Raw genomic sequence first — 20,046 nt, forward strand, 5'->3', positions numbered from 1 at the left:
ATCACCCGCGAATAATAAAATGATGAGGCCAGTATGAGCACGATTAATCTTGAGGGCGAACGGATACTCCCGCCGCCGCATTCAACACCGATAAGCTCTGTCAGTGACGTGGCAAACGTCATTAACAGCAGCAGCAGTAAAAACAGCTACGCCCGCTGGATCGTGTTTCTGGCACTGGGCGGCGTCTTCCTCGATGCCTACGATCTGACCACGCTGTCCTACGGGATTGATGACGTGGTGAAAGAGTTCGGGCTGACGCCAACCCTGACCGGGCTGGTGACCTCGTCGATCATGATCGGCACCATCGTCGGCAACCTGGTCGGCGGCTGGCTGACCGATAAGTACGGCCGCTACTCGGTATTTATGGCCGACATGCTGTTTTTTGTGGTGTCGGCGATCGCTGCTGGCCTGGCACCGAACGTCTGGGTGCTGATCGGCGCGCGTTTCCTGATGGGCGTCGGCGTCGGGATTGATTTGCCGGTGGCGATGGCCTACCTGGCGGAATTCTCTAAATTCACCGGCAAGGGCAATAAAGCCTCGCGGCTGGCAGCCTGGTGCCCGATGTGGTACGCCGCGTCCTCGGCCTGTTTCTTTATCATTTTTGCCCTCTATTTCCTGCTGCCGAAAGAGCATCTGGACTGGCTGTGGCGCGCATCGCTGCTGTTTGGCGCGGTGCCTGCGCTGCTGATCATCGCCGTGCGCAGCAAGTTTATGAATGAATCGCCGCTGTGGGCGGCCAATCAGGGCGATCTGAGTGGTGCGGTGCGCATCCTGCGCGATTCCTACGGCATCGTTGCCCACGAAGCTGAGCCAGAAAAGCCGGCGATTGAGAAAAAAGCGCCGCCTAAGGTCAGCTTCCGCGTGCTGTTCCAGAAACCCTATCTGGAGCGCACCGTGGTGACCGCGGTGATGAACGTCTGTATCTCGTTTGAATACACCGCGATTGCCTTCTTCCTGCCGTCGATTCTGGCGCAGTTCCTGGGCGCCGGCGTGTTTGAAACCATCTCCGCCTCACTTGGCCTTAACGCGCTGTTTGCCTTTACCGGCGGCCTGTTGGGCATGCGCCTGGCGTGGAAATTCCCGTCACGGCATGTGGCGATCGCCGGCTTTGCGCTGCAGTTTATTGCGCTGATTTCGCTGGCGCTGGTCGGCCATCCTGAAGCGACCGCCGGGGTGGTGTTTGCCATGCTGATGCTGGGTCTGTGGCTGTTCGCCGAAGGTTTTGGCCCTGGCGCGCAGATGATGATCTATCCGGCGCTCTCTTATCCTACCCATATTCGCGCCACCGGCGTCGGCTTTGGCCGCTCGCTGTCAGGCATTGGCAGCGCGCTGGCGCTGTTTATCCTGCCGATCCTGCAGGCGGCGTACGGCACCAATATGTTCTGGATTGTCTCGCTGGCCGCCATTATCCCGATTTTCTTCCTGCTGATTATTCGCTTCGAACCGACCCGTCAGGACATTGACACCGAACACGAAACTGGAGAACACCATGTCTGAAGTCACTTACCCAGATTACGAAATTCTGGCCGCCCGATTCCGCCCGATCTTCAACCAGATTGCCGAAGGCGCGGTCGCGCGGGAACATCAACGGACGCTGGCCGATGAGCCGATCCGCTGGCTGAAGCAGGCCGGATTCGGCACCCTGCGCATCCCGGTCGATCAGGGCGGATTGGGTGCCAGCCTGCCGCAGCTGTTCCAGTTGCTGACTGAACTGGCCGAAGCCGACTCCAACCTGCCGCAGGCGCTGCGCGCCCATTTTGCCTTTGTCGAAGATCGCCTGAATCAGCCCGACAGTGAAGGGCGTCGCCAGTGGTTCAGCCGGTTTGCCGACGGTGAACTGGTCGGCAGCGGCTGGAGCGAAATCGGCAACCTGAAGCTGGGCGAAATCAAAACCCGGGTGTCGCCGGGCGAAAACGGCTGGCGGTTGAACGGCGAGAAGTTTTACAGCACCGGCACGCTGTACGCCGACTGGATCGATGTCTTTGCGAAGCGCACCGACAACGACCGCGATGTGATTGCGCTGGTCAGTACCCATCAACCGGCGGTACAGCGCGACGATGACTGGGATGGCTTTGGTCAGCGCCTGACCGGCAGCGGCACCACGCGCTTCAACGAGGCGGAGGTGGAGCAGGCGCACGTCTATGACTTCAGCGAACGCTTCCGCTATCAGACCGCGTTTTACCAGCACGTATTGCTGGCGACGCTGGCCGGCATTGGCCGCGCCGTCAGCCGCGATGCTGCGCAGGGCGTGGCGGCGCGTAAGCGTATCTACAGCCACGGCAACGCGCCGCTGGTGAAGCAGGATGTGCAGGTGCTGCAGGTGGTCGGACAAATCGACAGCTGGGCATGGGCGGTGGAGTCCGCCGTGCAGCGCGCCGGCCATTCGCTGCAACGGGCGTTTGACGTCGAGCATCAGGGCGGCAGCGAAGAGGCGATCCAGCAGGCCAACGTGCAGGCGGAGCTGGAAGCTGCCAAAGCGCAGGTGATTGCCACCGAGCTGATCCCGCGTGCCGCCACCGAACTGTTTAACGCGCTGGGCGCATCGGACACCCGCGTCAGCAAGGCGCTGGATCGTCACTGGCGTAACGCGCGCACCGTGGCGTCACACAACCCGGTGATTTACAAAATCCGCAACGTCGGCGACTGGGCGGTTAATGGCCGCGAACCGACGTTTATCTGGCAGATTGGCAATGGGGAATAGGGCTGTGGACGCGCCGAAAAAAATCCTGTTAAACGCCTTCAATATGAACTGCGTTGGGCATATTCATCACGGCATGTGGACGCATCCTCAGGATCGTTCCACGGAATTTAACAGCCTGAGTTACTGGCTGGATCTGGCGAAGATCCTCGAAAAAGGGCTGTTTGACGGGCTGTTTATCGCCGACATTCTCGGCGTGTACGACGTCTATCAGCAGGGGATCGCCCTGACCGCCAGCGAATCTATCCAGCTGCCGGTCAACGATCCGCTGATGCTGGTGTCGGCAATGGCCAGCGTCACCGAACATCTGGGCTTTGGTTTGACCGCCAACCTGAGTTACGAAGCGCCGTATCCGTTTGCCCGCCGCTTTTCGACGCTCGATCACCTGACCGCCGGTCGGGTGGGCTGGAATATCGTCACCGGTTATCTCGACAGCGCCGCCCGCGCCATGGGGCAGACGCAGCTGTTGGGGCATGACCGTCGCTACGATCAGGCCGATGAGTTCCTCGACGTCAGCTATCAGCTGTGGGAAGGCAGCTGGGAAGAGGATGCGGTGCTGGCCGACCGTCAACAGCGGCGCTATGCCGATGCCAGCAAAATTCATCCTGTGCGTCATCACGGGGAATTTTATCAGGTTGAGGGTTATCACCTTTCCCAGCCGTCTCCGCAACGCACGCCGCTGCTGTTCCAGGCGGGAAGTTCTGCACGGGGCATCCAGTTCGCCGCGCGCCATGCGGAGTGCACCTTTGTTAATGGCAGCACGCCACAGGCGATGCGCGCACAGGTGGACAGGCTGCGGCAGGCGGCGAAAGAGGCCGGCAGGTTGCCGGAGGATCTGAAAATCTTTATGGGCATTTCGGTGATCGTCGCTCCCACCGAACGCGAGGCGCAGGAGAAGCATCAGGAATACCTGCGTTATGCCAGCCCGGAGGCGGGCATTGCCCACTTCTCCAGCTCGACCGGCATCGATCTGGCGGCGTTCGACCTTGATGAGCCGATTCAGAGCGGTGCCACCCGGGCGATCGAGTCGGTCAGCAAAGCCTACAGCGGCTGGACCAAACGTCAGCTGCTGGAGCAGCATGCGTTGGGGGGACGCTACGCGCTGATTGTCGGCGATCCGCAACAGGTCGCGACCGCGCTGATCGACTGGATCGACCAGGCCGGGATCGACGGCTTTAACCTCACGCGCATCGTTAATCCGCAAAGCTATATCGACTTTATTGAATTAGTGGTGCCGGAACTGCAACAGCGCGGGCGGTATAAGACCGCTTATCAGCCCGGCTCGCTGCGGAAAAAACTGTTTAATAGCGACAGGCTTGCCGAACGCCATCCGGCCGCAGCCTGGCGTAAAGGAGGGCGGAATTACCGCAATAATCAGTAATCCGTTCTATTGCTAAAACTCGCTCAGGCTTAGCTGAAATTGATCTGAATGGATTAATTTCAGCATGCTAAGTTGAACTCTTATTAATTTCACCAGGTACAGATGATGATTAGCCAAAATATAAAAAACAGTGCGGTTATTAAGTCAGGTTTGCGTGCGTCAGGTTTAGCCTTATTTACCCTGTCGGTATTATTTTCCCTGTCCGCTCAGGCGGCACCGAATGGTGAGGTGCCGTCGTTGCAGGGAAAACGCATCGGGATCACCGTGGCCGGGACCGATCACTACTGGGACCTGAAAGCCTATCAGGGTCAGGTGGATGAGGTGAAACGCCTTGGCGGCACGCCAATCGCGCTGGATGGCGGCAGGAAGGAGGCGCAGCAAATCGGCCAAATCCAGACGCTGATTGCGCAAAAGCCGGACGCGATTATCGAAACGCTCGGCACCGCCTCGGTACTGGAACCCTGGCTGAAAAAAATTCGCGCCGCCGGGATCCCCTTATTTACCGTCGATACCGCCAGTCCGTCGAGTATTAACGTTACCACCTCGGATAACTTTTATATTGGCGAGCAGCTGGCGCTGAAAATGGTTAACGATCTGCATGGTGAGGGCAATATTCTGGTATTTAACGGTTTCTATGGCGTGCCGGTGGTTGCCATGCGTTATGACCAGCTCAAAGCGGTATTAAAATGGTATCCAAAAATTAAAATCATTCAGCCGGAGCTGCGTGATGTGATCCCCAATACGGTGCAGGATGCCTATGCGCAAATTAGCCAGCTGTTAAATAAATACCCGAAAGGCACGGTGCAGGCGATCTGGGCGGCGTGGGATGTGCCGCAAATTGGGGCCACCCAGGCGGTGGATGCCGCCGGGCGGAGCGAGATCAAAACCTACGCCGTTGACGGCAGCCCGGACGTGGTGTCGCTGGTGAAGGATCCGAAATCCAGCGCCGCGTCGGTCGTGGCGCAGCAACCGTACCTGATCGGCCAGACCGCGGTGCAGAACGTCGCACGCTATCTGGCGGGCGATCGCTCTCTGCCGCCAGCCACCTACGTACCGGCGCTGGTGGTGACCAAAGAGAATGCCGCTGAGGTGCAGAAAACGCTGGGACAGAGCGATGCAAAATAACGCTCCGCTGCTGGCGATGAGCAACATCAGTAAAGCCTTTGCTGGCATCCCGGCGCTGCGTCAGGTCTCGCTGACGCTGGCGGCCGGGGAAATCCATGGCCTGATCGGCCATAACGGTGCGGGCAAATCGACGCTGATCAAAATTCTCGCCGGGCTGCAGCAGGCGGATGACGGGCAGATTGTGCTGGAAGGGCGGGAAACCGCGCTTCCTTCGCCGCAGGCGGCAAAGGCGCTGGGGATTGAAATTGTCCATCAGGAGCGGCTGCTGGCCCCGAGCCTGACGGTGGCGGAAGCGCTGTTACTGGGTGAGGAGCCGCGCTATCCCGGCCTGCCGTTGATCAACCGACGGCTGATGCGCCGCACGGCGGCACAGGCGATTACCGATCTGTTTGGCATCGCCATTCCTCCCGATCGCCTGATCGCCGATTTAAGCGTGGCGGAGCAGCAGCTGGTGCAGATTACCCGAGCCATGCGCCAGTCGCCGCGCATTCTGGTGTTTGACGAGCCGACCGCCGCATTAGGGCAACATGAAGTGGCGGCGTTGTTTCGCGCCATTCGCCACTTGCAGCAAAAGGGTCTGGCGATCCTCTACGTCTCGCATTATCTCGATGAAATTACCGCGCTTTGTCAGCAGGTGACCGTGCTGCGCGATGGCCGTAACGTCGCCCATCATCAGGTCAGTCAGATCACCGCCAGCCAGCTGATTGGCGATATGCTCGGCGGCGAACAAAAAGCGCTGACCCGCCGGGATGCGCAGCCGCAAACGCATCCGCTGTTGCGGGTTGACAATCTGGCGGCCGCCGGGCGCTTCGAACAGGTCAGCTTTACCGCGTATCGCGGTGAAATTCTTGGCATCACCGGCCTGCTGGGCTCCGGCGGCAAGGCGCTGGTGCGCGCGCTGTTTGGGTTGGAACATGGCCTGAGCGGCGCGCTGACGCTGGATGGCGAGGCCTGGCTGCCGCATTCGCCGCATCAGGCGGTGAAGCATGGCGTGGCCTTTGTGCCGGAAGATCGCCGGGCCAACGGCATCGCGCCGGATCTGAGCGTCAGGGAAAATATCGCCCTGACCAGCCTGTCGGCCTTAACGCAAAAACTGCTGATCGATGGCGGTAAAGAACGCCGCCTGGTGGCGGACAATATCCGCGATCTGGGGATCCGCACGCCCGGCGATCGGGCTGCGGTGCGCCTGCTGTCCGGCGGCAACCAGCAAAAGGTGGTGCTGGCAAAATGGCTGAATACCGGGGCGAAAGTCTATCTGCTGGATGAGCCGACGGTGGGGGTGGATATCGGCGCGAAGGCGGAAATCTACCGCGCGCTGCACCAACTGGCGGCCAGAGGGGCGCTGGTGATCCTGTTTTCAACCGATTTACTGGAATTGCAGTCGCTCAGCGATCGCATCCTGGTGATGGCGCGCGGCAAAGTGGTGAAAACCCTGCAGGGCGCGGACACCGACGATCATGAAATCCTCGCCTGGGCCGCTGGCGCTCAGTCGGCGGCGACGGGAGCGTTAACATGACCGAACTTTCTTCTGCTGCGTCAGCAACGGCGGTTAGCGGACGCACTGCCTCCGCGCGCGATCGTAAAGGGCCGCTGCTGCAACTGGGCGCGTTTCTGCTGATTATTGCGGTGCTGGCGGTGTTTGCCTTCCTGTCACCCATTTTCCTCACCTTCGGCAATCTGGGCAACGTCCTGCAGCAAACTGCGGTCACCGGCACGCTGGCCTTTGGCCTGACGCTGGTGCTGAGCGGTGGCGGCAGCCATTCGCTGACCGGCGGCATCGATCTGTCGGTGGCGGCCAATATGGGTCTCAGCGCGGCGGTTTTCGCCACTCAGCTAAGCCAGGGCGGGTCGCTGGAAACCGCCTTGCTGTTGGCGTTACTTACCGGCGGCGCGGTCGGGCTGGTCAACGCCATCGCGGTGGTGTGGCTGAAGATTTTGCCGCTGTTAGCCACCCTGACCACCATGAATATCGCCCTCGGGCTGGAGATGGTGGTGACGCAGAATTCAACGGTGCCGGTGAGCGGCCCGCTGTTCGATGCGCTGATTGGCGCAGGGCCGTTATCGCTGCCGTGGCTGGCCTGGGCCTTTGCCATCGTGGCAGGGCTGTTCGCGGTTCTGACCCATCTTTCTCCGTTCGGCCTGCGGCTGCAGGCGGTGGGCAGTCATCCGCTGGCCGCACGGGCCAACGGGCTGTCCGTCACGCGCTATCTTGCCGCCAGCTACGTGCTTTGCGGGCTGGCAGCCGGTCTGGCGGCGTTCGGTTCAGTCACGGTGCTCAGCGGCAGTTCGCCGGGCGCCAACGATAACCTGCTGATGGTGATCGCCGCCGTGTTGCTTGGCGTGGTCTTTTCGCGGCGGCTGGTGCCCACCATCCTCGGCACATTGGTAAGCGTGGTGTTCCTCGGGCTGATCGCCAATGGTTTCCAGCTGATCAACGTCTCCAGCTACTGGATCAACGGCGTAGAAGGCGTGCTGATCCTGCTGGTTGTCTCGCTGACCGCCTTCCTGCGTCAACGCCATCAAAGGAGTAAGGTCCTTGTCTGATATCACTCTGTCGCCGGTCCTGACCCGGCTGCGTGGCAACCTGCTGCGGGTCAGCGTGTTGATCTGTTTTGCTGCGCTGCTGATCTTCTTTAGCTGCTTCGCGCCAGGATTCTTCAGCCTCAATAATCTGCAAAGCGTGCTGCTGAATAATGTCGCGCCGCTGGCTATTGCCGCGCTGGCGATGACCGTGGTGGCCTCGATGGGGGCCATTGACCTGTCTATCGGTACCGCCATCGATTTTGCCTGCCTGGTGCTGGTGACGCTGATGCTGCATCAGGTCGGCCTGCCGCTGGCGCTGGGTGCCGCGTTACTGGCGGCGCTGTGCGTCGGGCTGTTCAACGCCTTTCTGGTGGCGGTGCTGGGCGTGGAGCCGTTTCTGGCCACGCTCGGCACGCTGTTTATCGGCCAGAGCGTGCAACAGCTTTCGTCGGGCGGCGGCCAGCCGGTCTATTTACTCAGCCAGGTGCTGCCGCCAGGCTTCTCCGCCATCAGCCACGGTTTGCTGGCGGGGATCCCGCTGCCGCTGTGGTACGTGCTGGTGATTGCCGTGGTGCTGCATATCCTGCTGCAACGCACCCGCTTTGGTCGCGCGCTGACCTTTACCGGCGTGCAGATCAGCGTCGCCCGCTACTCGGGCATCGCCGTTGGCCGCACGCTGGCGGTGGGATTTGTGCTCAGCGCGGTGGTGGCGGGCGTGGTGGGGCTGATGCTGGCCGCTAACGTCAAGGCCTGGGTGCCGATGTCGGGCAATGCCTACCTGCTGAACGCCATCGGCGCGGCCTTTATCGGCAGCACCTTTTCGGCTCAACGGCGGCCCAACGTCGCGGGAACCTTGCTGGGCGTGGTGTTGCTGAGCTTTGTCGCCAACGGGCTGTTGCTGATTGGCTGGAACTTTTACTGGCAGCAGGTCGCCACCGGCGTGCTGATTTTTCTGGTGCTGGCCGCCGGTGCGCTGAAAGGCCGGCAACGCGCCTGAACAAGGAACAATGATGACTGACAAGACGCCGCAACCCTTTATCCTGTTCGGCTTTATGATGAACGTGGTCGGACATATTTCCGCCGGATTATGGCGCCATCCCGAGGACAGCGCCGACCGCTACAAGGATATCCGCTACTGGGTGGAGATCGCCCGCTTGCTGGATGATGCGGGCTTTGACGCGCTGTTCCTCGCCGATGCGTTGGGCCAGCTGGATGTCTACCAGGGCAACGCTGACAGCGCCTTGCGACTGGCGGCGCAGATGCCGGTGAACGATCCGCTGCTGCTGGTTTCGGCGATGGCGGCCGCCACCCGCGATCTGAGCTTCGGGGTGACGGTGTCGACCACCTATGAACACCCCTATCTGCTGGCACGAAAATTCACCACCCTCGATCATTTGACCAACGGCCGGATTGGCTGGAATATCGTCACTTCAATGCTGGATTCAGCGGCTCGCAACCTCGGACTGACCCGGCAAATTTCCCATGACGAACGCTACGATCGCGCGGAAGAGTTTCTGCAGGTCACCGGCAAGTTATGGGAAGGGTCCTGGGAAGACGACGCGGTGCGGAATAACAAACGGCAGGGGGTGTATACCGACCCGCGCAAGGTGCATCCGATCGCGCACCAGGGCCGCTATTATCAGGTGCCGGATGCGCACCTCAGCGAGCCCAGTCCACAACGCACGCCGGTGCTGCTGCAAGCGGGCACCTCATCGCGCGGCAGCCACTTTGCCGCGAAACATGCCGAAGTCATTTTTATGGCCGGGCTGACCGCCGAGGCGATCCGCAACGATATTGCGCTTATTCGCACGCTGGCGGCGGAGTACGGGCGCGATCCCGCCTCGCTGCGCTTTATTGCGGCGGTCACCGTGGTCACCGGGGAAAACGATGCGCAGGCCCAGGCGCGCTATGAGGATTTCCAGCACTACATCAGTGAAGAGGCGGCGCTGGCGCTGTTCTCCGCCTGGACCGGCGTTGACTGGTCGGCGTTCGATTTGGATCGTCCGCTGGAGTATATCGAAACCGATGCCTGCCGTTCCGCGCTGGCCAGCCTGACCCGAATTGACGCAGGCCGACAGTGGACGCTGCGGGAAGCGGCAGGTTACATCGCCATTGGTGGCCTGCATCCGACGCTGGTCGGCGGCGCGGCCACCATCGCCGATCGGCTTGAGCAGTTTGCGGCTGAATCCGGCGTCGATGGTTTTAATATCGGTTATGCGATCAGTCCCGGCAGCTTTGAAGATTTCGTCCACTATGTGGTGCCTGAACTCGCGGCGCGCGGCAGGATCGCCGCCAGACCGGCCACGCCCTTAACGCTGCGTGAGCGGTTACAGGGCGAAGGGCAATCAAGGCTGCCGGACGATCATCCCATCAGCCAGTACCGTCATAACCGCTCTGAACCCGGCTAACCCTGCTTTCCTGTGCCAGGCTTAACAGCGATGCATAGCATAAGACATCGCCTGAGACCTTAAGGAGAACCAATGAAAAAGATGCTGGCACTGGCCGCATTACTGGCTTTTAGCAGCCACACGATGGCCGCAGAGGGCGGATATAAAACCGGCGAAGCGCCACCGCCACCGCAGCAGAAAGATGCGGGTAAAAAAGGCACCGAAGATACCGCCGAAAGCACGGTCGCCTCACTGGCGGATCAACGATTAAATGCCTGGGTGACGCTGGAAGGATTTTTGATTAAGAAAACCGGGGCGGAAACCTTCGATTTCCGGGATGACAGCGGCACCATCCGCGTCACCGTGCCGCAAAGCGCCTGGAAAGGTAAAGAGTACAGCGCCAAAGATCTGGTCCGCCTGAGCGGCTATGTGAAAGGTCAGGGCAAATCCCGCCATGTCCAGGCGCAACAGATCAAAGCGCCGTAAGTTCACTATTTCACAGCTCCTGCCGGACAGGGGCTTTTTTCCGTTTCCTCACGCCGCTTGAAAACCATAATTAGCCTGAAGCTCGAACCATCCCCTTTTATTACCCGTGTGCCATTTAACTGGCCATGAAAACCCCACCCCAAATACAGCAAACCGCATTGCTTAATCTGTTTCAGGCAAAGCTTTGCCGAAAATAAAATAACCGAATTTTGCCGTGTTAATTACGTCAACTTCAATCTGCTTGCGAGGTAAATGGCGTATTGCCATTTTATCACTACATATTTCACTTTTTGTTGTTTTACCTGTTCGCATTGCCACGCCACACTCAGTGGCAATTAGACGTGAAAAGGAATGGGTGAATGGCATATCGACTGAGTCTGTTAGATAAATCACCGGTTGCACCGGGTGAAACGCCGGGCGCAGCCCTGCAGCGCACGCTGCAACTGGCTCAGCAGGCGGAAGCCTGGGGCTTTCATCGTTTCTGGCTGGCTGAACACCATAATACCCGTCATCTGGCTGGGCCTTCGCCAGAAGTATTAATTGCGTGGATTATCGCCCAGACCCGACATATTCGCGTCGGCTCTGGCGGCGTGATGTTGCAGCATTACAGCCCGTATAAAGTTGCCGAGAATTTTAATTTACTCGCCTCACTGGCGCCCGGTCGAATTGATCTTGGCGTCGGTAAAGCGCCCGGTGGATTACCCCTTTCGACCCATGCATTACAGCAAGGCGTTCATGCTGACGAAAAGGGCAGCTTTGCCGAACAGTTGAGCTTACTGGATAACTGGTTGCAAACCCCATCGCCGGGTGATGAAGCCGATGAGGAAACGCTGAATGCCACGCCGCTGCCGTTAAAACCGGTGTCCCGCTTTTTGTTGGGGGCCAGTGAAGAGAGTGCGCGGCTGGCGGCTGAGCTGAACTGGCAGTTTGTCTTCGCGGCGCATATCAACGGCGACAGAAAGCAGCTGGAAAACGCGTTAAACACCTATGCACGCTTAAGCCAGGGACAGAAAGCGCTGGTGGCGGTGCAGGTGGTGGCGGCGGACTCGCCGGCGCAGGCCGAGCTGCTGGTCTCCGGCATGAAGCAGTTCCACGTGCAGGTCAAAAACGGTCCCGGCGTTAATGTTGCCAGCCTTGAACAGGCGGAACGCTATATACGACAGGGCGGCTTTACCGATTACCTGATCGAACCGCGCACGCCATCGCTGCTGAAAGGCACCGCCGCGCAGGTTCATGCGCAGTTTGAAGCGCTCCATCAGAACTTTGGCATTGATGAATTCATCATCGATACACCGATCGTCGATGCCGCAGCGCGACGAAACTCGCTGGAACTGCTGGCGACCCATCATCTGATCGCGGCCTGAAACGTGCAGCGGAGGTTTACCTTGAAGCCAAATGAAGCACAGCTGATTGAATGGCGTCGCGAATTGCACACCTGGCCGGAGCTGTCCGGCAAAGAGTTTGCCACCACCCGACGCCTGCGTGAATGGTTGCAGAATGCCGGCATCAGGCTGCTGGAAACGGCGCTGGAAACCGGCGTTGTGGCGGAAATCGGTGAGGGTGAACCGCTGATTGCGCTGCGTGCGGACATCGATGCGTTACCGATTTTTGAAACCAGCGGCGTGCGTTTTCACTCGCGGGAAGCGGGCGTGATGCATGCCTGCGGTCATGACCTGCACAGCGCGGTGATGCTCGGTGCCGCGCTGGAGCTGAAGGCCAATGAAGCGCAGCTGAAAGGCCGGGTACGCATCCTGTTTCAACCGGCGGAAGAGATCGCCGTCGGGGCAAAGCAACTGATCGCCGCCGGACTGCTCGACGGCGTGCAGGCGATTTTCGGCATGCATAACGAGCCGGGCCTGCCGGTCGGCACCTTTGCCACGCGCAGCGGCGCGTTTTATGCCAACGCCGACAAATTTATTATTCGGGTGACCGGCAAAGGCGCGCACGCCGCCCATCCCGAACAGGGGGTTGATGCGATTGTCGTCGCCAGCCAGATTATTCAGGGGCTGCAAGGGCTGACCAGCCGCAGCTTCAATACCCTCGACAGCCTGGTGCTGAGCATTACCCGCATTGACGGCGGAAAAACCTGGAACGTGCTGCCAGCGGGCGTCGAATTTGGTGGCACCGCACGGACCCACGATCTGCAGGTGCGCGCAGAGCTGGAAGCCCGCGTGCGCCAGCTGGTGGAAAGCTACGCGCTGGCCAGCGGCGCAGAAGCCACCCTGAGCTGGCATGCCGGCCCGCCGGTGCTGGTGAACGATGCGGACTGGGCGCAGTTCAGCGCGCAAGTCGCTGAGCAGGCCGGTTACCGGGTGCTGAATGCCGATCTGCATCTGGGGGGCGAAGACTTTGCCTTCTATCTGCAACAGGTGCCAGGCGCTTTTGTCAGCATCGGCAGCGCCAGCGAATATGGCCTGCATCACGGCAGCTTCAATCCTGACGAGGCGTCTATCGCCCCGGCCTCACACTATTTCGCGCTACTGGCGCAGCAGGCGTTGCAACAGCTTAACGCCCGATGTTGTACGCCCCTGACCGAAACGCACTAAATCCCCGATTAACGCCTGAGCGGGAGGATCACCGTCCTCCCGTCCGGCACCGCTATCGCTAAAAAAGAGAGAACATTATGACCCGTAGACAGCTTCGACTGGGCACTATTCTGCACGGCGCATCTGGCAATATGTCCGCATGGCGCCATCCGGCGGCGCAGGCAGATGCCAGCATCAACATTGATTACGCCAAAAAAATCGCCCGTAAAGCCGAGCAGGGCAAGCTGGACTTCCTGTTTGTCGCCGACGGTCTGTTTATCAACGAAAAGTCGATCCCGCACTTCCTCAATCGCTTTGAGCCGCTAACGCTGTTGTCCGCACTGGCGGGCGCCACCGAGCATCTGGGGCTGGTGGGAACGGTTTCCACCTCTTACAGCGAACCCTTTACCGTCGCCCGACAGTTTGCCAGCCTCGATCACCTGAGCGGCGGTCGCGCCGGCTGGAACGTGGTCACTTCGCCGCTGGAAGGCTCGGCAAAGAACTTCTCGCGCCAGCAGCACCCGGAACACGCGCTGCGCTACCGCATTGCGGATGAATATCTGCAGGTGGTGAAAGGGCTGTGGGATTCCTGGGAAGAGGGCGCGTTTGTGCGCAACAAGGAGAGCGGTCAGTTCTTCGATCCGCAGAAACTGCACACGCCAAATCACCACGGCGATTTCTTCCAGGTGCAGGGCCCGCTGAACATTGAGCGCACGCCGCAGGGCCGTCCGGTGATCTTCCAGGCCGGCGCGTCTGAAGATGGTCGCAAGCTGGCCGCCCGCCATGCTGATGCCATCTTTACCCATCAACCGACCCGTGAAGAGGCGCAGGCTTTTTACCGCGATGTGAAAAATCAGGTGGTGCAGAACGGCCGTCAGGCGGATGAGCTGCATATTTTCCAGGGCGTCAGCGTGATTGTCGGTAACGATGCGCAGGATGTTGAGGATCAGTATCAGGCCACCGCCGCGCTGGTGTCGATCAAAGATGCGCTGAACTATCTGGGGCGTTTCTTCGACCATCATGACTTCTCGCAATACCCGCTGGATGAGCCGTTCCCGGAGCTGGGCGAGATTGGCCAGAACAGCTTCCGCAGCACCACCGATGAGATCAAACAGAAAGCCCGTCAGCACGGCCACACCCTGCGTCAGGCCGCGCTGGAATCGGCCACGCCGCGTCCGCTGTTCCACGGCACGCCGGAACAGGTCGCCGACGGTTTGCAACTGTGGTTCGACAGCGAAGCGGCCGATGGCTTCATCATCAATGGCGGGACGCCGGATACCTTTGAGCGCTTTGTCGATCGCGTGGTGCCGATCCTGCAGGCAAGAGGCCTGTCACGTAGCGAGTATCCCGGCAAAACCCTGCGCGACAGCTTTGCCCTGAAAAATCCCCTTAATCAGTTCGCTAAATAATAAGAGCCTGAACAATGCAGAAAACTCATACCTTTATCGCCTTACTGTTACTGGCCGCCAGCGGCAGTAGCCTTGCAGATACCACCAATGTGGCGGTTAACGGTCAGCGCGTCAGTCTTGAAGCCAATAAAACCCCGGTCAATACCGAAAAAAATCCGCAGGCGGTCTCGGCATTACCCGCTGGATTCCGCCCGGCGGTTCCCGGCTCCTTTACCGTGGCGGTGGCAGCGCTGAATTCGCCGCCGCTGACGGTGTTTTCCGATGACAACAAAACCCTGCTCGGCAGCGAAGTGGATATCGCCCGTCTGGTGGCCGACAGCCTCGGCCTGAAGCTCAACGTGGTGCCGACTTCCTGGGAAGACTGGCCGCTGGGCGTGGCTTCCGGCAAATATGATGCGGCGATCACCAATATTACCGTCACCAAAGAGCGCAAAGAGAAGTTTGATTTCGCCACCTACCGTAAAGACTCGCTGGGCTTCTACGTCAAAACCAGCAGCCCGATTAAATCGCTGAGCAAAGCGGAAGACATCGCTGGCCTGCGCATCATCGTCGGTTCCGGCACCAACCAGGAAGCGATTCTGCTGGCCTGGGATAAAGAGAACCAGGCGAAAGGGCTGAAGCCGTTTACCCCGGTCTATTCCAAAGATGATGCCGCCCAGACGCTGGCGCTGCAGTCCGGCCGCGCGGATGCCTATTTTGGCCCGAACGTGATTGGTGCCTGGAAAGCGGCGCTGACCGGTAAAACCCGACTGGTCGGCAGCGTCGATGGTGGCTGGCCAAAGGCGGCGCATATCGCGGTGACGCTGAAAAAAGGCAGCGGCCTGGTCGATCCGGTGAATATTGCTTTGAACGGCGTGATGAAGAACGGCGACTACCAAAAGGTGCTGAATCGCTGGGGAGAAGGGGTTGAAGCCATCGACCATTCCGAAATCAACCCACCCGGATTAGGCGACTAAGGAGCCCGCAATGAGCGACAGACAATTCCGCGATGTCTCGCCGGAGGCGCCCGAACTGCAACCGATCCTCACCGGGTTGTTTGGCGAGTATGCCGCGCGCTACGGCGATTACTTTAGCAGTCTGAAAGAGGTGGAGCTGACCGAATGGTATCTGCCGCCGCAGGGGCTGTTTATCGTGCTGGAGAGTGATGGCGAGATCATCGCAATGGGCGCGTATAAGCCGTATGACGCGCAGACGGCTGAGCTGAAGCGCATCTGGACGCGCAGCGATCGGCGTCGTCAGGGGCTGGCGCTGATTGTGGTCAAAGAGCTGGAGCGCCGGGCGATCCTCGCCGGTTACAGCCGCTTTTTCCTCACCACCGGATTCCGTCAGCCCGAAGCCGTGCGCCTGTACAGCGGCCATGGCTACGTGCCGCAGTTCGATCTGAGTGGCGACCTGGAGCGTTACAGCCAGCCGCCGCATGACGGTCGCCTGCGTTTTATTAAAGTGGTCGATGCTGACCGCATCGCCCAGGCCAGTTAAGGAGTGAGCATGGACAAGCAGCTGGAAGTGGTACCGGCCCGGTATCCAGGGCGCATTATCGGGGCGGTGGTCGCCCTGTTTATTCTTGCCGGTGTGGTGCAGTCGGTGGCCTTTAACCCGCGCTGGGAATGGGGCGTGTTTGCCCGCTGGTTCTTCGATCCGGTGATCCTGCACGGGTTGGGCCAGACGCTGCTGCTGACCCTGTTGGGCACGGTGTTCAGCCTGGCGTTCGGCGGCGTGCTGGCACTGGCCAGGCTCTCTTCCTCCTGGTTGCTGAGCAGCCTGGCCTGGGGCTATATCTGGCTGTTCCGTTCACTGCCGCTGATTGTGGTGCTGATCATTCTGTATAACTTCTCGTACCTGTACGAAACCCTGTCGGTCGGCGTGCCCTTTACCAGCCTGTCGTGGGGCCATTTCCAGACCATTAACGTGCTCGGTCAGTTCCCGGCCGCGATTATTGGCCTGACGCTGGTGCAGGCGGCGTACAGCGCCGAAATCATTCGCGGCGGTTTCCTCGGGGTGGATTTTGGTCAGCACGAAGCGGCGTCGGCGCTCGGCTTATCGGCCTTCCGCCGTACCTTCCGCATCATTTTGCCGCAGGCGTTACGCGCCATTATTCCGACCGCCTTTAATGAAATCATCAGCCTGGCGAAGGGCACCGCGATGGTGTACGTGCTGGCGATGCCGGAACTGTTCTACACCATTCAGATGATTTACAACCGCAATCAGGAAGTGATCCCGCTGTTGATGGTGGGTGCGGCCTGGTATCTGATTATCACCACCGTGCTGTCCGTGATCCAACATAACGTGGAAAGCTGGCTGGCACGCAGCGTCACCCGCGAACCTAAACCTTCACGCTGGCGTCAATGGCGTACCCGCGTCACGCCTGTTACCCCGTCAGAGGAGATCGTTCATGTCAGAAGCCATTGATTACCGCAACGTCAATGCCACCGGTGCCATCAGCATTACCGGCGTCAGCAAAAGCTTTGGCCAGCATAAGGCGTTGAACGACGTCTCGCTGGAACTGGAACCCGGTTCGGTCACGGTGATCCTCGGCCCGTCGGGCTCCGGGAAATCCACCCTGCTACGCTCGATTAACCATCTGGAGCGGGTCGACGAGGGCTTTATCCGCATTGATGGCGACTACATTGGCTATCAGCAGCGGGGAGACAAGCTGTATGAACTGAAGGAGAAGGCGATCCTGCGGCAGCGCATCAACGTCGGCTACGTGTTCCAGAACTTCAATCTGTTTCCCCATCTGAGCGTGCTGGAGAACCTGATTGAAGCGCCGATCGCCCATCGTCAGCTGTCAAAACGCGATGCGATTATTCGCGCCGGTGAGCTGCTGGATATTGTTGGCCTGCGTCACAAGGCCGATGCCTGGCCGCGCCATCTTTCCGGCGGTCAGCAGCAGCGCGTCGCCATTGCGCGGGCGCTGATGCTGAATCCGCGGGTGATGCTGTTTGACGAGCCGACCTCCGCGCTGGACCCGGAGCTGGTCAGCGAAGTGCTGGACGTGATCAAGAAGCTGGCACGGTCCGGCACCACGCTGGTGATCGTCACCCATGAGATCGGCTTCGCCCGTGAAGTGGCGGACCATGTGGTGTTTATGGACGAGGGCAAAATCATCGAGCAGGGCAGCAGCACCCAGGTGTTGAACAATGCCCGTCATGAACGAACGCGGCGTTTCCTCGCCCGTGTGCTGTAAGGAAGGGACATGATGATCAAAGCAAACCCATTATGGCAATGCAGTCTGCTTGCCGCTTCGCTGACCAGCGTGATCTGGCTCAGCAGCGTTACCGCCACGGCGGCAGAAAAACTGGACGTGTTGAAGAACGAAACGCCAATTAATGCGCCGGCGAACCCGGACGCGATCGGCAAGATCCCGGCGGGATTTCATTTTATCGAACCGGGTTACCTGACGGTGGCGACCTCAGCCACCAATTCGCCGCCGCTGGCGTTGCTGGCGTCGGACAATAAAACCCGCATTGGCAGCGACCCGGATATCGCCCGCTTATTAGCCGACAGTCTGGGCTTAAAGCTGCGACTGGTGCCGGCTTCGTGGGAGGACTGGCCGTTAGGGATAGCGGCCGGGCGTTATGATGTGGCGATGTTTAATATTGCGGTCACCGAAGAGCGCAAAAAGAAGTTCGATTTTGCCACCTATCGCTCGGATAACCATGCGTTTTCGGTGAAGGCCAACAGCCCGATCGCCGCCATTAATTCGCCGAAGGATGTCGCCGGTAAGCGGATTATCGTTGCCTCTGGCACCAATCAGGAACGCATCCTGTTGAGTTGGGACCAGCAGAACCGGGAAAAAGGGCTGGCGCCGGTTGAGCCGATTTATCTGACCGATGATGCCTCGGCGACGCTGTCGCTGCTATCCGGCCGCGCGGATGCGATGTTTGGTCCACACTCTATCGCCGCCTGGAAAGTGGCATCTCGTGGGCAAACCAAACTGGTGGGCAACGGCCCATTCCGCGCCTGGGTGGCCGTCACCACCAAAAAGGGCAACGGCCTGGCCCCGGCATTACAAACCGCGCTGGATGGCACCATTGCCGGCGGGCAGTATCAACAGGTGCTGCAACGCTGGGGCGAGCAGGATGAAGCGATTGCTCATTCCACGGTGAATCCGCAGGGGATTGTTTATTAAAAATATTGGTATTTTGCAGAAGTATAGGGTTGATTTGTTGACAATATAGGTTTTCGACCCTATATTTCGCATGGCGCTGGGATGGCGTTTTAAGGGATGTTAAGCTAACAAGGATGTTATATGGTTCAGATCTATTGGACAGGTAAAGCAGCGAAAGACCTGCGAAAACTACCAGCGAGAGACCAGGAAGCTGTGCGCAGCAAGGTTAATTCTCTGGGTGATTTCCCCATTATCGGCAATCTTGATTTCAAAAAGCTTACCGATATGAAAAACCAGTTTCGCCTCAGAGTTGGAAATTATCGTGTCCTCATAGAGTTACATGGTGGAACCCCAGTAGTGATTGAAATTCTGCACGTTCTTCGCCGAAACAACTCGACCTACTAAGCAAACTGGGCGATCCGTCTGGCTTTTCACCTTAGCTTATGATTTTTGGGCTAAGACGCCAAAACAAGCAGCATAATGATAATTTTATAACTCTCTGAATTAGGAAGGATTAATGGCATGGCGATTCAATATATCACCAACAGTAAAGGTGAAAAACTTTCGGCTATTGTGCCTATGGATTTGTTTAAAAAGTTAATTTTTAACAGCGAGTTAGATGAGCTTTATGAATACCTTGAAACCGAAAGGGGCCCCAGCGATAACGTTAAATACCCCAATGAGGTGATAAACATATTCTCATCGAAAAACTGCACCATGCAGGCTGCCTGGCGACTCTACAGAGGCATGACGCAAAAGCAAGTTGCTGAAAAATTAGGAATCACTCAAGCAACTGTTTCAGAGTTTGAAAAGTCAGAAAAACCCAGAAAAGATAATTTAGAAAGGCTTGCCCAACTCTATAAGTGTGATCCCGAACAGTTGACGTTAGAATAAATTTAACCCCGCATAAGCGGGGTTTTTTGTAGATAAATTAAGGCGATAGAAACAGGGTGGCAACCTGTTTCACTGATGATATGTCGGCGAACAGGTCGCGGCTTTTATAAGGTCAGATAAGTGAGCGCCTGGCATATCTGTCCACCGCATAACGGATGCAGATATCCTTATTTCCGTTCAATGCTGGGATCCGGTAAATCTGGTGTCACAGAACGAATAATCCTTTAGGAGATGATGATGAGCAACTGGTTAACTCGCCTGTTTGGGCAGATCGCTAACGGGCAAACCGATGAAATGGCCAATCACAATCCGATCTCAGAACGCGTGTTTGAGTCGATTATTCCTATCGCCGGGATGTATGGCCTGGATTTTGGCAATTTCGATCCAAGATGGTTTGCTAACGCCGATTCGCAGTAAACCCGTAAGTGGGTCACAGCTCAGGAAACAGATCGGGATAGTCCGTGTAGCGTAAAGATTGAACGTCGAAACCATCGCCGTGAGGTGAAG

The 20,046-nt window shown here is 58.6% G+C and carries 21 protein-coding genes; 20 read left to right on the forward strand and 1 reads right to left on the reverse strand.

What is annotated here, in order from left to right; translation table 11 throughout:
- Positions 1-33: 33 nt before the first annotated feature.
- The 9 genes from EBC_RS12195 to EBC_RS12235 all read left to right on the forward strand — a co-directional run bounded on the left by EBC_RS12195 (position 34) and on the right by EBC_RS12235 (position 10,600).
- A complete protein-coding gene (locus EBC_RS12195) occupies positions 34-1,497 on the forward strand; it encodes an MFS transporter (protein ID WP_013202097.1) in 1,464 nt (487 codons plus the stop codon).
- Positions 1,490-2,701, forward strand: coding sequence for an acyl-CoA dehydrogenase family protein (locus EBC_RS12200; RefSeq protein ID WP_013202098.1), 1,212 nt, complete (start codon positions 1,490-1,492; stop codon positions 2,699-2,701). The genes EBC_RS12195 and EBC_RS12200 overlap by 8 nt, the downstream gene beginning before the upstream one ends.
- Positions 2,691-4,079, forward strand: coding sequence for an LLM class flavin-dependent oxidoreductase (locus EBC_RS12205; protein WP_041692002.1), 1,389 nt, complete (start codon positions 2,691-2,693; stop codon positions 4,077-4,079). The genes EBC_RS12200 and EBC_RS12205 overlap by 11 nt, the downstream gene beginning before the upstream one ends.
- A gap of 102 nt (positions 4,080-4,181) precedes the next feature.
- Positions 4,182-5,204, forward strand: coding sequence for a sugar ABC transporter substrate-binding protein (locus tag EBC_RS12210; protein WP_013202100.1), 1,023 nt, complete (start codon positions 4,182-4,184; stop codon positions 5,202-5,204).
- The gene (locus EBC_RS12215) at positions 5,194-6,720 is read left to right on the forward strand and encodes a sugar ABC transporter ATP-binding protein (RefSeq protein ID WP_013202101.1); all 1,527 of its coding nucleotides are present in this window, start codon (positions 5,194-5,196) and stop codon (positions 6,718-6,720) included. The genes EBC_RS12210 and EBC_RS12215 overlap by 11 nt, the downstream gene beginning before the upstream one ends.
- Positions 6,717-7,748 (forward strand): ABC transporter permease, encoded by a 1,032-nt coding sequence (locus tag EBC_RS12220; protein ID WP_013202102.1) that lies wholly within the window; start codon positions 6,717-6,719, stop codon positions 7,746-7,748. Before EBC_RS12215 ends, EBC_RS12220 begins: the two co-directional genes overlap by 4 nt.
- The gene (locus tag EBC_RS12225; protein ID WP_013202103.1) at positions 7,741-8,724 is read left to right on the forward strand and encodes an ABC transporter permease; all 984 of its coding nucleotides are present in this window, start codon (positions 7,741-7,743) and stop codon (positions 8,722-8,724) included. Before EBC_RS12220 ends, EBC_RS12225 begins: the two co-directional genes overlap by 8 nt.
- Before the next feature lie 13 nt (positions 8,725-8,737).
- Complete coding sequence (locus EBC_RS12230; protein WP_013202104.1) at positions 8,738-10,135, forward strand: LLM class flavin-dependent oxidoreductase; 1,398 nt, start codon at positions 8,738-8,740, stop codon at positions 10,133-10,135.
- A 72-nt stretch (positions 10,136-10,207) separates the two neighbouring features.
- On the forward strand, positions 10,208-10,600 hold the full coding sequence (locus EBC_RS12235; RefSeq protein WP_013202105.1) for a YgiW/YdeI family stress tolerance OB fold protein: 393 nt from the start codon (positions 10,208-10,210) through the stop codon (positions 10,598-10,600).
- Positions 10,601-10,762: 162 nt separating this feature from the next.
- On the opposite strand, the gene EBC_RS25765 is transcribed toward EBC_RS12235, so the two are convergent.
- A complete protein-coding gene (locus EBC_RS25765) occupies positions 10,763-10,918 on the reverse strand; it encodes a hypothetical protein (protein WP_157868017.1) in 156 nt (51 codons plus the stop codon).
- Positions 10,919-10,959: 41 nt separating this feature from the next.
- On the opposite strand from EBC_RS25765, the gene EBC_RS12240 reads away from it, so the two are divergent.
- The 11 genes from EBC_RS12240 to EBC_RS12290 all read left to right on the forward strand — a co-directional run bounded on the left by EBC_RS12240 (position 10,960) and on the right by EBC_RS12290 (position 19,956).
- Positions 10,960-11,964 (forward strand): MsnO8 family LLM class oxidoreductase, encoded by a 1,005-nt coding sequence (locus EBC_RS12240; protein WP_013202106.1) that lies wholly within the window; start codon positions 10,960-10,962, stop codon positions 11,962-11,964.
- Between the two features lie 21 nt (positions 11,965-11,985).
- On the forward strand, positions 11,986-13,146 hold the full coding sequence (locus EBC_RS12245; protein WP_013202107.1) for an amidohydrolase: 1,161 nt from the start codon (positions 11,986-11,988) through the stop codon (positions 13,144-13,146).
- Positions 13,147-13,223: 77 nt separating this feature from the next.
- Positions 13,224-14,534 carry an LLM class flavin-dependent oxidoreductase gene (locus EBC_RS12250; protein ID WP_013202108.1) on the forward strand — a complete coding sequence of 437 codons (1,311 nt, stop codon included), beginning with the start codon at positions 13,224-13,226 and terminating at the stop codon, positions 14,532-14,534.
- 14 nt (positions 14,535-14,548) lie between these two features.
- Positions 14,549-15,490 carry an ABC transporter substrate-binding protein gene (locus EBC_RS12255; RefSeq protein WP_013202109.1) on the forward strand — a complete coding sequence of 314 codons (942 nt, stop codon included), beginning with the start codon at positions 14,549-14,551 and terminating at the stop codon, positions 15,488-15,490.
- A gap of 10 nt (positions 15,491-15,500) precedes the next feature.
- Positions 15,501-16,013 carry a GNAT family N-acetyltransferase gene (locus EBC_RS12260; RefSeq protein WP_013202110.1) on the forward strand — a complete coding sequence of 171 codons (513 nt, stop codon included), beginning with the start codon at positions 15,501-15,503 and terminating at the stop codon, positions 16,011-16,013.
- 9 nt (positions 16,014-16,022) lie between these two features.
- Positions 16,023-16,943, forward strand: a complete 921-nt coding sequence (locus tag EBC_RS12265) for an amino acid ABC transporter permease (RefSeq protein ID WP_013202111.1) — start codon at positions 16,023-16,025, stop codon at positions 16,941-16,943.
- Positions 16,927-17,721: an amino acid ABC transporter ATP-binding protein gene (locus EBC_RS12270; protein ID WP_013202112.1), complete on the forward strand. Its 795-nt coding sequence runs from the start codon at positions 16,927-16,929 to the stop codon at positions 17,719-17,721. The genes EBC_RS12265 and EBC_RS12270 overlap by 17 nt, the downstream gene beginning before the upstream one ends.
- A 9-nt stretch (positions 17,722-17,730) precedes the next feature.
- Positions 17,731-18,666: an ABC transporter substrate-binding protein gene (locus EBC_RS12275; protein WP_013202113.1), complete on the forward strand. Its 936-nt coding sequence runs from the start codon at positions 17,731-17,733 to the stop codon at positions 18,664-18,666.
- Positions 18,667-18,786: 120 nt separating this feature from the next.
- Entirely contained in the window at positions 18,787-19,050 is a 264-nt protein-coding gene (locus tag EBC_RS12280; protein WP_013202114.1) for a type II toxin-antitoxin system RelE family toxin, read from the forward strand.
- Positions 19,051-19,167: 117 nt separating this feature from the next.
- Positions 19,168-19,539, forward strand: coding sequence for a helix-turn-helix domain-containing protein (locus EBC_RS12285; protein WP_013202115.1), 372 nt, complete (start codon positions 19,168-19,170; stop codon positions 19,537-19,539).
- 237 nt (positions 19,540-19,776) lie between these two features.
- Positions 19,777-19,956 (forward strand): hypothetical protein, encoded by a 180-nt coding sequence (locus EBC_RS12290; protein WP_041692003.1) that lies wholly within the window; start codon positions 19,777-19,779, stop codon positions 19,954-19,956.
- Positions 19,957-20,046: the final 90 nt, after the last annotated feature.

Origin of the sequence: Erwinia billingiae Eb661, from assembly GCF_000196615.1 — a bacterium.
GTDB classification, from domain to species: domain Bacteria; phylum Pseudomonadota; class Gammaproteobacteria; order Enterobacterales; family Enterobacteriaceae; genus Erwinia; species Erwinia billingiae.